10 protein-coding genes are annotated in these 14460 nt (G+C 42.0%); 5 read left to right on the plus strand and 5 right to left on the minus strand.

The window, feature by feature from the left end:
• Positions 1-43 precede the first annotated feature (43 nt).
• The 5 genes from hutG (at position 44) to priA (ending at position 7931) form a co-directional block, all read left to right on the plus strand.
• The gene (gene hutG, locus AAA970_RS08390; protein ID WP_060686456.1) at positions 44-1030 is read left to right on the plus strand and encodes a formimidoylglutamase; all 987 of its coding nucleotides are present in this window, start codon (positions 44-46) and stop codon (positions 1028-1030) included.
• Positions 1031-1238: 208 nt separating this feature from the next.
• Positions 1239-2213, plus strand: coding sequence for a GSCFA domain-containing protein (locus tag AAA970_RS08395; protein ID WP_338236742.1), 975 nt, complete (start codon positions 1239-1241; stop codon positions 2211-2213).
• Between the two features lie 166 nt (positions 2214-2379).
• Positions 2380-4407 (plus strand): thioredoxin domain-containing protein, encoded by a 2028-nt coding sequence (locus AAA970_RS08400; protein ID WP_338236743.1) that lies wholly within the window; start codon positions 2380-2382, stop codon positions 4405-4407.
• Between the two features lie 267 nt (positions 4408-4674).
• Positions 4675-5364 carry a hypothetical protein gene (locus AAA970_RS08405; protein WP_338236744.1) on the plus strand — a complete coding sequence of 230 codons (690 nt, stop codon included), beginning with the start codon at positions 4675-4677 and terminating at the stop codon, positions 5362-5364.
• A 68-nt stretch (positions 5365-5432) separates the two neighbouring features.
• The gene (gene priA, locus AAA970_RS08410; RefSeq protein WP_338236745.1) at positions 5433-7931 is read left to right on the plus strand and encodes a replication restart helicase PriA; all 2499 of its coding nucleotides are present in this window, start codon (positions 5433-5435) and stop codon (positions 7929-7931) included.
• Between the two features lie 16 nt (positions 7932-7947).
• Here the strand turns inward: priA and AAA970_RS08415 are convergent, their stop codons facing one another.
• From AAA970_RS08415 to dnaG, 5 genes are all read right to left on the minus strand, one after another.
• A complete protein-coding gene (locus AAA970_RS08415) occupies positions 7948-8376 on the minus strand; it encodes a hypothetical protein (RefSeq protein ID WP_338236746.1) in 429 nt (142 codons plus the stop codon).
• Between the two features lie 950 nt (positions 8377-9326).
• On the minus strand, positions 9327-10100 hold the full coding sequence (gene surE, locus AAA970_RS08420) for a 5'/3'-nucleotidase SurE (protein WP_053405111.1): 774 nt from the start codon (positions 10098-10100) through the stop codon (positions 9327-9329).
• 99 nt (positions 10101-10199) lie between these two features.
• A complete protein-coding gene (locus AAA970_RS08425) occupies positions 10200-10859 on the minus strand; it encodes a hypothetical protein (RefSeq protein ID WP_053405112.1) in 660 nt (219 codons plus the stop codon).
• A 181-nt stretch (positions 10860-11040) separates the two neighbouring features.
• Positions 11041-12261 (minus strand): bifunctional 3,4-dihydroxy-2-butanone-4-phosphate synthase/GTP cyclohydrolase II, encoded by a 1221-nt coding sequence (locus tag AAA970_RS08430; RefSeq protein ID WP_053405113.1) that lies wholly within the window; start codon positions 12259-12261, stop codon positions 11041-11043.
• A gap of 37 nt (positions 12262-12298) precedes the next feature.
• Positions 12299-14320, minus strand: coding sequence for a DNA primase (gene dnaG, locus AAA970_RS08435; protein WP_338236747.1), 2022 nt, complete (start codon positions 14318-14320; stop codon positions 12299-12301).
• Positions 14321-14460: the final 140 nt, after the last annotated feature.

Below are 14460 nucleotides of genomic sequence, written 5' to 3' on the forward strand. Positions count from 1 at the left end.
TTTGAGGAGAGTAATTTCCCACTCAATCTAATCCAATAATATCATGAGCTATACCATTCCCGATCTACATCAGTGGCACGGAAGAATAGATACTGAAGATGGCGAACTGGGCCATCGTTGGCACCAAATTGTTGAAGCTTTAAACCTGGAAGAAGCTTCTGACTTAAAAGAAGGTAATCAAAGATTTGCTTTCCTGGGCTTCAGAAGTGATGAAGGTGTCAAAAGGAATAAAGGAAGAATAGGTGCTGTAAAAGGCCCGGAAACTCTTCGCAGAGTAATGAGCAGTACCGCGGTTCACTTTGATGAGCAAAAAGTGAAATTATTGGAGGCTGGAGATGTTTCTTGTGTAAACCATAAAATGGAGGAAGCACAAGAAGAGTTAGGAAAGCGGGTGAAACAACTCCTGGAGAGAAAAACACTCCCTATTGTCTTAGGTGGTGGGCATGAAATTTCCTATGGACATTATCTGGGGCTGCATAATTGGGTAAAGAAACATCATCCCGGAAAAAAAATTGGAATCATCAATTTTGATGCCCACTTTGACTTGAGAGTTCCTAGTCCGGAGCCATCGTCAGGAACACCTTTTAATCAGATTTCGCAATTATGCGAAAAAGACGACACCTCTTTCCTGTATCAGGTGATGGGCATCAACCCGGCCGCCAATACCAGAAAACTTTTCCAAATTGCGGAGGAATTAAAGGTGCATCACGTCCCTTATTATGAAATGCACATCAGCCATATTCATGAATTGGCCCATGCGCTGCTCAAATTCATTAATCGATGCGATTTCATTTATATGACCATTGACATGGATGTTTTCTCGGCCCCATTTGCACCAGGCGTCAGTGCATTAAATTCCTGTGGAACTTTCCCGGAGGTAATTTCTGCCATGATCCGAAGGGTAGCAAAGTCAGACAAATTATTAAGTATGGACATCGCCGAACTTAACCCTAAATTCGACATTGATGACCGTACAGCAAAACTAGCGAGCCACCTGATCTACGAATTAATCAATGCTAAATGTGAGTAAGAACAGGCTTAACAGCCAAAACCTATCTGGAAAATAAAAAGGTATTCAAAATCCTATCCGGTGGCGTAACTTTTAACATGCCGTAAATAATTAAAATAACTGAGGCTGCTTCTTTAAGGCAGCCTCAGTTATTTCTACTCAGGATTTAAACCATCGGTTTTAGTTGGGAAAGGATTTTGGTAAATTGGTCAAAAATTAATGCGCAAAAATGTTTTTCACCACCTTCCAGCCGGAATCCTTCCCTACGCCTATCCAACATACGGACAAAATCCTTAGCCTCGGATCGTGCTTCGCCAATGCCACAGGAAACAGACTTGTTGAAGGTGGCATGCAGGTTTTAGCGAACCCCTTTGGCACGATCTACAATCCCAAATCGTTGAATCAAATCCTTAAAAATTCGATTCACCTCCAGGCTCCAAATGAAAACTTAATCATTGAATCCCAGTCTGTCTGGAGGCACTATCAGTACCATTCCGATATTTCAGCTTTAAACTCACAGGATTTATTGGAAGAAATCAGCAATAAACAAAATCAGGTGCATCAGTTTCTAAAATCTGCCAATTGGTTGATGATCACCTGGGGGACTGCCTGGGGCTACGAATTAATCGACGAACAGGCCTGGGTGGGAAATTGCCACAAACAACCCGCGAAAAAATTCAAAAAAATAGCGCTTTCCGTGGAAGAAATAGTAAACGACTTCCAACTAACCTATCAGGAATTAAGGCGACTTAATCCGGAATTAAAAATCATTTTCACCCTCTCCCCTGTCCGGCATTTAAAAGATGGCTTCACTGAGAATTCCCTGAGCAAAGCCACGCTTAGGCTGGCTATGGCAGAAATTATTAAAAGGCAGCAGCAGATCTTTTATTTTCCATCCTATGAAATTCTGTTGGATGAACTGCGCGACTACCGGTTTTTCGCCGAAGACATGATCCATCCAAGTCAAACAGCCGAAGCTTATATCTTTAATAAGTTTGTGGAAAGCCAATGCGACCCGGCATGTCAAAAAACATTAGAACGGATCCAAAAGCTTAAAAAAGCGGCCCAACACCGCCCTTTTCATATTGAAGGCCGGGAGCATCAAAAATTCCTGCATAAGACTATTGCCAAAATGGAACAACAAGCCTCCTACATCTCCTTAGAAAAGGAAATACAGGCACTGAAAAGTCAATTAAGGGAATAAAGTAATCCAAAAGACAAATCGGCCTATTGCTTTTGTTACGGTTGCTTTTACTTCCGGGAAATTGGATATTTTGAAATAATATTCTTCCGGTTTAGAAATTCATAAGTGCAACAATGATGTACTCATGCTCCTATTTCTTACCGGCTCATTCCTACATCCGCAAACCATGAAACCATCCCATAGCAACCGACTTATCGACTCCACCAGCCCCTACCTCTTACAACATGCCCATAATCCGGTCAACTGGTATCCCTGGGGTCCGGAAGCACTGAATAGGGCTACAAATGAAAACAAACCCATTTTAGTCTCCATTGGGTATTCTGCCTGCCACTGGTGTCATGTAATGGAAAGAGAGTCTTTTGAAAATGATGCCATAGCCGAAATCATGAATGAATATTTCATCTGCATTAAAGTGGATCGGGAGGAGCGCCCCGATGTGGATCAGCTTTATATGGATGCTGTACAGGCCATGGGAAAACAAGGAGGCTGGCCGCTAAATGTATTTCTTACTCCGGAACAGCAACCATTCTTCGGTGGCACCTATTTCCCTCCACAACAATGGGAACATTTATTAGAGAAAATTCACCAAGCCTGGTTTGAAAAACAAGCGGAAATTAATCAGTCTGCCAATCGGTTGGCAGAACGCCTGGGCTTGTCTGATATCGATAAATTCGGATTAAAGCCCGGAGAAGACCCGGAAGACATCCGGCAATGGATTGATCAACTGGCACAGGACATCCTCTCGGAAGTAGATTGGGAAAAGGGCGGCATGAATCGGGCACCGAAATTTCCGATGCCTGTCATTTGGGACTTTCTGTTAGATTACAGCCTTCTTCAGAAAAACCAGCAAGCCACAAAAGCGGTAAAGTTGGTTCTGAATCAAATGGCTTATGGAGGAATTTATGACCAATTAGGGGGAGGCTTCTCCAGATACTCCGTAGATGCAGACTGGTTTGCGCCACATTTTGAAAAAATGCTCTATGACAATGCTCAATTACTCAGCCTGTATAGCAAGGCTTATAGAACAGAAGGAAATGAGGAGTATAAAAGAATCATCACCGAAACATTGAATTGGCTGGAAAGAGAGATGAAGTCTCCAGAGGGTGGATATTATGCGGCTTTGGATGCAGACAGTGAAGGGGTGGAAGGTCTTTTCTACACTTGGTCAGCAGCAGAGTTGAAAAGCCTTTTGGGAAATCAATACGCCGTTTTCGCCCAATATTACCAAATAGAAGAGCATGGAAATTTTGAAGGGAGAAACATCCTATTTCCACAAAAATCCATCAAAGTATTTGAAGAAACAGTACCAAATGCTTCCGCAATAATTGAAAATTGCCACCAAAAGTTGTGGGAAATTAGAAATGAAAGAAGCCGGCCCGCCACGGATGATAAAATATTAGCCGCCTGGAATGGCTTATTACTCAAAGGTCTGGCTGATGCCTGGCTGGTAAGCCAAAAGCCGGAAGACAAGGACAACGCCATTGCCCTTGGAGCATTCATTAGTGGCAAAATGATAAAAGAAGACGGAAGCCTATGGCGTTCTTTTAAAAATGGACATGGAAGTATTGAGGCATTTCTGGAAGATTATGCCGCGGTAATTGAAGGATTTATTCACCTTTATCAAATCACCTTCAATGAGAAATGGCTATTGCAATCCGAACAATTGACCAAGTATGTACTGCAAAATTTCGCTCAAAAAGACAGCCCTTATTTAAACTTCACCAACATCTTACACCATGATTTGATTGTCCAAAAAGCAGAGTTTTTCGATAATGTGATTCCTGCTTCCAACTCTATCATGGCCTTTAATTTATATTATTTGGGAACTGCCCTAGACCGGCCAGACTGGACAAAGCGCGCCTGGGAAATGCTTTCCTATACCCGAAAAATTGCCGATCAAAATGCGCAATATATAGCGAATTGGTCAAGATTATGGCTATTCAAACTCCATCCCTCCCCTGAAATTATTTGCCTTGGAGAACAAGCACTTCAACATGGAATCCAGTGGCAATTGGATTACCTGCCCAACCAAATAATACAGGCCTCTATCCATAATAGTACTTTACCATTATTTTATGGCAAAACCTTAAAAAATGAACAAAGCACTATTTTTGTATGCCTGAACAACCAATGCCAATCACCTGCTAATGAACTAAAACAGGCCAAATCACAATTAAAAAGCCTGATTCCTTAATATTTTTATAAAAAAAAGGGTGGAAATGATTTTTATATCCTTTTCGCTCCGCTATTTTTGAAAATAATGCTTTTTCGTCTAAAATTACTACAGCACAATAATGGACAAACGCGAACTAATTTTAAATTATTTCATTTTTAATTATGACTGTTCAATCTATTAATGGTGTTTGGTGTAATTTTTGGGCAGTTAAACACGTTGAAAAACACCCAGTAATTCATCGTCTAATAAAAGGAATTTAAGTTGGCAAACTATTTTAAAGGGACTATGACAAAGATGACCGATGAGGAGTTGGATCAGGTCATCGCCCAAAAAGAAAACTTCTCTGAAATGTATATTGATGCAGCAGTAGAAGAAATTCAACTAAGAAAAAACCCTCCTAAACCTTCTACCCCATCCGTAACCATTGAAAATGGGGAGAAAATCAGAAGGATAGAATTAAATAAAGATCAGGTTAAGAATTTAGTTCAAAAGAAGCAAATCAGGTTGGTTCCAAGCCTTTATTCAAAGGTTTCCATTGCAGTAGCATCTTTGATCATTCACCCATTGTTAGGTATTATTTTATTCACCTCCAATTTGAGGTACGCAGGCAAAAGAGAAGGAATGAATATGACCTGGATATTGGTGCTGGGCTATATAGTTGCTGCTAACCTCATGACACTGGCTCTAAAGCATTGGTTCCCGGTTGCGGAAGATGCCTTGATGCAGTTTTCTATGAATGAAGCTGCAGAATCCGTTATGAGTGGTAATATAGGAGCGATTTCTCCTTTAATTCCGGCTGCTATTGGTGGTTTTTTATTAAACGTGGTCATTACCATTTTGCTCGTAAAAGTATTTTGGGAAAAATTTCTGGGGAAAAAATTCATCTACCAGAAGAAATCAGCCTGGGGAACAGTCATTATTTATATGTTGATTTTAGTTCTTTCCTTTCAATTATTCGGTTTTGGTATTCTATAAAAGAATTAAATGATAAATTTGAAGGTAGTCGATTTTCGACTACCTTTTTTTGTGCTTAAAGCTTTAGAATGTCCCTATTTCCGATAGAAGAAACCCCGATTACATATGCTGATGTTATGGTGCCACTGGCCGTACCGAACCTTTTTACCTATAAGGTTCCGGAAGATTTCGTGCCTTTTCTGGAAATAGGCTTTCGGGTGATTGTCCCTTTTGGTAGTAAAATCACCACCGGCATTGTAGCGAAAATACATGATCAGGCACCAGCCTACAAAACCAAGTATATTGACAATATTTTAGACGGACGTCCGGTAGTCTCCCCACAGCAGATTAAGCTGATGCACTGGATGGCGGACTATTATATGTGTACCATAGGTGAAGTGCTGATTGCGACCCTTCCGGCGGGGATGAAAATATCCTCAGATTCCAAGATTCAGCTGCACCCTGACTATGATCCGGAATGGTCAGGTGTGGAGTTAAATGAAAAAGAACGATTGTTGGTGGAGCACTTGCTCGAACAACCTCATGTGGATTTTAAGGAATTACCGGAAATCATTGGCATCAAATCGCCCTCCAAGGTTATTAAATCTCTGGTAGAAAAGCAGGCCATCATTCTGTTCGAACAGGTAAAAGATAAGTATTCCCCTAAAAAGGAGAAATATGTTCGCTTAAAAGAACATTGGGCGGAAGAGACTGCCCTGCAACAATTATTTGGCTTACTGGAAAAAAAAGAAAAACAGCAGGAGGTGATTATGCGCTACCTGCAGGCGGTGAATATTTTTGACCAGCCAGAACTCAATGAAATTGGCCTGAGTAAGAAGAGTTTGACGGCTCAGGAGGTCTCCCCTTCTGCCATAAAAACACTTGTGAAAAACCAAATACTGGAAGAGTTTAATGTGGAAATTTCCCGCATTGGCCATACCAGCAAAACCATCCCGGATCAGGTGGAATTAACACCCGCTCAGCAAAAGGCCAAGGCGGAAATTAATCAGGGATTTGAAAATAACCAGCCGGTACTATTACATGGAATTACCGGATCAGGAAAAACGGAGCTCTACATTTCCATGATTCAGGAAGCCCTCGACTCAGGGGTTCAGGTGCTTTTGGCATTACCGGAAATTGCCTTAACGACCCAAATTGTAGACCGCCTCTCCAAATATTTTGGAGATCAAATGGGCGTTTACCACTCCAAATATTCCGATAATGAACGTGTGGAAGTATGGAAAGGTGTGGTCAATGGCACTATCCAATTTGTGGTAGGCGTGCGTTCGTCGCTCTTATTACCTTTTGATCATTTGGGCCTAATCATCGTGGATGAATGTCATGAAACCTCCTTTAAACAATATGATCCGGCACCAAGATATTATGGGGCGGATTTAGCGCTTGTGTTGGGGCACTTACATCAGGCGAGGCTTGTGATGGGATCAGCAACCCCTTCATTCGAACAGTTTTATCTGGCCGAAAAAGGGAAATATAAATTGGTGCAGCTTACCGAACGCTTTGGGCAGGCACAACTTCCCGAAATTCAATTGGTTGATATCAGCCGCGAACGGAAAGCGAAAACCATGCAGGGCCCCTATTCCTCTGTTTTGGTAAAAGCGCTGGAAGAAGCGCTAAAAAAAGGAGAACAAGCGATTATTTTCCAAAACCGAAGAGGTTATGCTCCGGTCCTGATTTGCGAAGACTGTGGAACGGTTCATCAATGTCCGAACTGTGCGGTCTCTTTAACCAAACACCAGTTCCAAAATGAATTAAAATGCCATTATTGTGGATACAAAGCTGCTGTGCCGCATGAGTGCTTTGCCTGTGGTTCAAAGGATTTGGTAGATCAGGGATTTGGAACACAGAAGCTTGAAGAAAGTCTCCAACAAATTTTTCCGGAGATTAGCATTCAAAGGATGGATCTGGATACTACCCGCAATAAATACAGCTACCAAACCATTATTGATGATTTTGAAAAACAAAAAATTCAAGTGCTGATCGGCACACAGATGGTGACCAAAGGACTGGATTTTGAAGGCGTAAGTCTGGTGGGCATCGTAGATGCGGATCGCATGCTGGGATTCCCGGATTTCCGATCCAATGAACGTGCCTACCAAATGATGACCCAGGTTGGTGGTCGGGCAGGTCGAAGAGCCGAACGTAAAGGGAAGGTGATTATTCAATCACGAGATTTAGCACAAGCCACTTTACACACTGTGGTGGAACAAAACTATACCGGGCTTTATAAAAATGAAATTGCCGAACGGGAAGAATTCCACTACCCTCCTTTCAGAAGGCTAATCAAAATCGTGGTAAAACACCGCGAGGAAAGGGTTTGTCAACAAGCGGCTGTTTATTTAAATGCGGTACTACAAGAATGGCTGGGAACCCATCGAGCATTAGGAGCGCAAAGCCCGGCCGTATCCAAAATCCGAAATGAATACATCCGGGAAATTATCGTAAAACTAGAACGTGAAAATATTGACCTTAAAAAAGCAAAACGGTTAATGCAACAAGCCATTATAGAAACTGAAAAACAGGCCGCCTTTAAAAAAGTAAGGATCTACTGTGATGTAGACCCTTATTAATCGGTTGTTGAGTGCGCTATATTTTTATGATTTTATCTAAAATAAATTTCTCTCTGGAATTATTATCAAAAATTGTCAGCCGATCATTGACCACAAAGATTGACCAACCCGTTCCGCCGCCATTTCTTTCTCTATTCAGACGATGACTGGTATTAAACACCTCCGGAAGTCCGCTAATATATAATTGGTTGGTATTCGGATCTGACTGCCAGACACCGGCACCCTCGACATTGTTGCCATCTGCAATCAAAACCCCATTTTGACTAATGGTCACGACCATACTCAGATAAAGGGTATCCATTTGGTTGTAACTATCAATCTGAATTTCATTAACCGCCCATTGTCCATAAATGGCTGAACCGTCACCAATTTGAGATAACTGGGATTGTACTTCATATTCAGAAATATCTCGGACCGCGGGGGGCACATCTTCCGTACAACTCATAAGAATAATTGGAAGAAACAGTAAAAGGAAGTAGAATATTTTTATCATAGGTGGAATAGCATTATATAATGCTATACGAATCGGAGCTAACCTAATGTTATGGTAATATTATGCAGCTAATACATGGACAATATTTTTTATGACGAACATCAATTTTTTGCGTTGAATTCTCCATAAACAAAAAACTATTCCCTTTTTTCTTACATCCTGCTTTTCAAAAAGTAATAAGTACCGCTAAATACCCAAAATGCAATAATAATATCAGAAAATAAAACTACGCCACCCATAGATACTTCCTCTTTACCCAAACACTTATACCCCTAAAATTCTGCAACTTACCCAAAGCCCCACCACTTTGGTTAAGGGGAAATTCACCAAATTTCTTTTCACATTTTTCAAACCTTCCCCCACAGACACAGCGGAGTCGGGCATTCTTCTAACAAGATAATAAGCAGGTGGAATCCCAAAATTTAATATAAATAAGTCCGATGCCATTCAAAAACATACCTTTAAAAGCAGAATCCAAAAAAAAGCCAATGGAAATTCCATTGGCCCTTAGCTTGTAAGAAAAACCTTAAAAAGGAAATATTTACGATGATTGGCGACCTAATTTCCCCTAGCATATTTCTGCTTGACCCCAACATCTGAATGCTTAAATCCTCGTTGAGGTACAAGGCAAAAAAATGAAGGAGAGGTTTCCTATTTCAGGTTTTTCCCAACGAAGCAGGTGAAGGAGGCGTAAACATGCTCCCCCAAATTTAGGCTAATAAAAAATCCGCTATACCAATACAAACGCATCGATATTGAGACTTTCAGCAGAACCATCTAAATCTAGCAGTGGATGATACAGGTTAAGAAATGCTAGGAGGAAGGCACTTCAATTTGAAATTTATCCGACTACCCTCTCGACGCAAATAACTATTTACGCTACAAAATTAAGGGAGCTAAAATTATAATCCCCACTCATTAATAATATTCACGGCATGGTAGGCACTTAAGTCAAATTGCGTAGGAACTACTGCCACATAATTATTATCTATAGCCCAAACGTCATTATCCACGCCTTTGTCCAAATTCTTAAATTGTCCGGCCATCCAATAATAGGTTCGTCCCATCGGATCATTTCGTTTATCAAATTCCTCCTGCCAACGTGCTCTTGCCTGACGACAAACCTTAATGCCTTTAATAGGCTCATCCTGCTTCATCGGGAAGTTCACATTCAGGGCGATTTCTTTAGGCAGGCCATTTTCCAAGACTTTCTCTGTGATGATCTGTACATACTTTTTCACATGAGAAAAATCCGCATCCCAACCGTATTCACATAATGAAAAACCAATGGCCGGAATCCCTTCCACAGCCCCTTCAATGGCTGCCGACATGGTACCGGAATATAAAACCGAGATGGAAGTATTTGCGCCGTGGTTGATTCCACTGACCACCAAATCCAATTTTCGGCCTTTCAAAACTTCCGATTTAGCTATCTTCACACAATCCGCAGGGGTACCGGAACATGAAAAAGCTTTCACTCCTTCAAATAAATGTTCCTCATTTACCCGAATTACTTCGCCGATGGTAATGGCGTGGCCCATTCCTGATTGTGGAGAATCAGGGGCAACCACTACGACTTCTCCAATTTCCTGCATTGTTTCCACCAATACACGGATACCCGGAGAGGTAATACCGTCATCGTTGGTCACCAAAATAAGTGGTTTATTCTTTGACATTAGATTTTTTGTTTAATCATTTACAAGCTTGGCAATTTATATCTTTTTTATACAGTTCGACAATTTCCCATAAAAAAAGGGAATCGAAATTCCCTGTTTTTAAGATTTTGCTTTTTTATCCCCTGAGGCCAACTCATTATAATAATCAGTAATGCGAATCAGGTCATTTCGATCATTATACTTCAGGCGGTTGTCTTTCACAAAGCGCTTGATTTCGTTGGAATACCGCCGCATAATATGAAGAAGGGTCTTCTTTTTGAAATCAAAGAACATCACTTTTCCTTTGATATCCAGATAGTAGTAATCATAGGATAACTTCCGCTGTGTGGAATAATAGGTGTTTTGGTTATACCCATAATAGCCATAATTATATTGCGGTAAAGTTTCCTGTACTATTTCCTCCCTGGACATCAGCGTCAGCGGCCCCTCATGAAGCACTTCAAATAATACCGGAATTTTATAATTTGACCGTACCCGATAGGGAATGGAGAAAAATTCCCGATAATCCTCCACGGTGGAATCATATATTTCAAAATAGAGAATTTTCCTGGAAGAGAAAGTTCTGATTCGGTTTTCAGCGTTAATTAATACCGCATCATTACCAAAATCATACTTTAACGCTCCTGCAAGGGTATCTCCATTCAATAAAACCAATTCGCCCAAATGCCACATTTCTGAGGGAAATTGCCGATTGGATTGGGCTTGAAGGCACAGGTTAAAACTAAAGAAAAAAACAAAAAGCAGGAGTTTATTTATCATGGTCAGGTTTTGTTTGCAATATAATGATTGAACGCAATCCCTTTGGTAAAAGATCAGCAACCGCAATCCAATTTAAAAAAATATCAGTAGGAGAATCAATTCTAAAGCCGAAAAACCCCAAACTATATACAAACAGATAGAATTTCATCCAAAAAAAAGGTGCCACAACGGGCACCTTGCTTTATTCTCCTTTAAGGATCTGATGATCCATTTTGTCTCTTTTAGTTTTCAAATACTCTTCATTGTATTTGTTCGGCTCTACCTCAATTGGCACCCGATCAACAATCTCCAGACCATAACCGATTAAGCCGGTACGTTTCATAGGGTTATTGGAAATCAATTTGATTTTGGATACATTCAAATCTCTTAAAATCTGAGCACCGACACCATAATCACGCTGATCTGATTTAAAACCTAATTTGACATTGGCTTCTACCGTGTCCAAACCCTGCTCCTGCAATTGGTAGGCTTTCAGTTTATTTACCAATCCGATACCACGACCTTCCTGATTCATATAAACCACCACTCCTTTTCCGGCCTTCTCAACCGCTTCCATCGCACGGTGCAATTGTTCCCCACAATCGCAACGGCAGGAACCAAAAATATCTCCGGTTACACAAGAAGAGTGGACACGCACCAAAATGGGTTCATCCTTTTCCCATTCTCCCTTCACCAGTGCCAAATGATTTTCCCCTGTGGTTTTCTGCTTGTAACAAACCATGCGGAAATCCCCCCACTCGGTGGGCATGTGCACTTCCACTTCTCTTTCGATCAGACTATCGTGACGCATGCGATAAGCAATCAAATCTTCGATTGACACCAACTTCAGGCTATGCTTATCGGCAATTTTTCGAAGCTGAGGCAAACGCGCCATGGATCCGTCTTCATTCAAAATCTCCACCAAAGCTCCTGCCGGGCGGTAGCCTGCCAATCTCGCCAAATCAATGGTAGCCTCGGTATGCCCGGCTCTTCTCAGTACGCCACCATTTCGGGCTTTTAATGGGAAGATATGTCCGGGACGGCCTAATTCTTCCGGCTTGGTTTCAGGATTCACCAATGCCTGCACGGTCTTGGCGCGATCATGGGCAGAAATTCCGGTGGTACAACCATGGCCAATCAAATCAACAGATACGGTAAAGGCAGTCTCATATTCCGCGGTATTTTTCCCCACCATCATATGTAGTCCTAACTCTTCACAACGCTCCTCTGTAATGGAAGCGCAAATCAATCCACGACCATGAGTCGCCATAAAATTGATTACCTCCGGGGTAATGGCCTCCGCAGCACAAATAAAGTCCCCTTCATTTTCGCGGTCTTCATCATCCACAACAATGATGACCTCCCCTTTTTTGATGGCTGCAATGCCTTCTTCAATCGGGTCCAAAAGTCGTTCGTCCTTCATATCTGTATTCCTTGTTTTTCTTCTAAATCAGTTTCGATTAAATTTTGTAGCGAATCTGGCGGGTTTCATCCTGTGCCTGCTTTTTCATCTGCTGCAACTCCACCATCATCTGAAGGGTCTCCATCATGCCTTCCTCATTAGCCTGCGCCTGATTTTGTTCCAATTGCTGTTCCAATTGCTTTTCCATCAAACTAAAATGGGCCACTTTTAAATTAATGATTGCTTTATACAGATTGTTTCCCAAATTATCTTGTTCCATGGGCACATTAATTTGGTGACGATCCATCCACTGGCTCAAACTGTATTTCATTTCTACCAGCTCTTCCAAAACTTCCAGTGCTTCCCCTTCCACCGCTGTCAGCATCGCCTGCGGGCTAATATCCTGCTCTAAGCTCATGCGATGAAAATATACATTTACGATTTGCGCATGTCGCATTTCATAAATATCCAGACTGGAAATTTCTTCCTGTATATAATCTGCTACTCGCCTGCCGGCTTCTATTTCCAATATTCCATAAACGAGCAACATCCTCACCACCTCGCGCTCATGCAACATCAGTAAGTTGATATCACGATCCCCGAGAGCGACCTGCTCCACCGTTTGGGACTGCCCAAGCTCCGGATACATTTCCTCCGGTGGGAGAAAAGCCTCCGGTGGTAAATCCTGGTCCGGAATATAACCGGGCACCTGGCTGGGCATAGGAGGCTGACTACCAGCCGAAGGGTAATTTCTATGCGCTCGTTTCTGCTGCTCTTCAAAGATGCCCTGCAATTCCTGCTGCAAAGCTTCTTCCGCAATTCCCAGTTTTTGTGCGGATGCTTTTAAGTAAACATCTCGTTTAATGGCATCGGGAATTTGCGCTACGGCCTCCAAAATTTCTCTGGCGGCCTTGGTTTTTTTCAGGGGATCATCTCCAACATCAGCCAACAACACCTCCGTAATAAAGGAAATAAAGTCGGTTTGATGGTCTTTCAAATATTCCCCAAATGCATTCGGTCCAATTTTCCGAATATAACTGTCCGGATCCTCCCCTTCCGGGAATGCCACGGCCTGCACATCCAGCCCACCGGCCAAAATCATAGAAATTCCGCGCAGGGAAGCTTTCACTCCGGCGGCATCTCCATCATAGAGTACGGTGATGTTATTGGTAAACCTTTTGATCAGTCGGATTTGATCTTCGGTCAAAGAAGTTCCGGAGGAAGCCACCACATTTTCTACTCCCGCCATATGCATGGAGATCACATCGGTGTAACCCTCCACCAGATAACAATTATCCTCCTTTCGGATACGGTCCTTGGCCTGGTAAATACCATATAATACCCGGGACTTATGATAAATTTCCGTCTCGGGGGAGTTCAGGTATTTGGCTTCTTTTTTATTATTGGAAAGCGTACGCGCTCCAAAAGCAATCACCTTTCCGGAAAGGTCATGCACCGGAAACATTACCCGCGCCCGGAAGCGGTCGAAGATTTTCTTTCCATCTTCCTTGACGATCACCAGTCCTGCGCCTTCCATCTCTGGAGTAGTGAAATCAACTTTTTTTGCTGAATTATAAAATGCTTCCCATTTGTCCAGGGAGTAACCCAACTCAAAAGTTTTGATAATCTCATCCGTCAGCCCTCTTTCCCGCAAATAGCTATATCCTATGGCGCGGCCTTCTTTATTCTCCCACAGTTGTTGGGCAAATAACTCTTTGGCGTAATGCATGACGGAATGAAGACGCTCGCGGAAAGATATTTTCTCTTTCACCTCTTCTGTCAGCTTGGTCTCCTCGATCGGAATACCATACTTCTGGGCCAAATGACGAATAGCTTCCGGAAATTCCATCCCTTCCAATTCCATCACGAAGCGAATAGAGTCACCGGTTTTTCCACAGCCAAAGCATTTATAAATCCCTTTACCTGGTGCAACTGAAAAGGAGGGCGTTTTTTCTTCATGAAATGGACAGCAAGCCCACATATTGTTCCCCTTTTTTTTCAGTGGAACATAATCGCCGACCACTTCGACGATATCCATGCGATCCTTCACTTGCTGTACAGTATTTTGACTAATGCCCAATTTGGTTCAGAATTTATTACAAATAACAGTAGAGCAAATTTACGCATTTCTCCTTCTTAATTCCTATCCAGCAGCTGAGGATAATCCAAAATATATGGGAATAAAGACAGCGTTCTCCCAAAAATCTACCAAAAAGTCAT

It is taken from the genome of Persicobacter diffluens (assembly GCF_036244895.1).
Taxonomy (GTDB): domain Bacteria; phylum Bacteroidota; class Bacteroidia; order Cytophagales; family Cyclobacteriaceae; genus Persicobacter; species Persicobacter diffluens.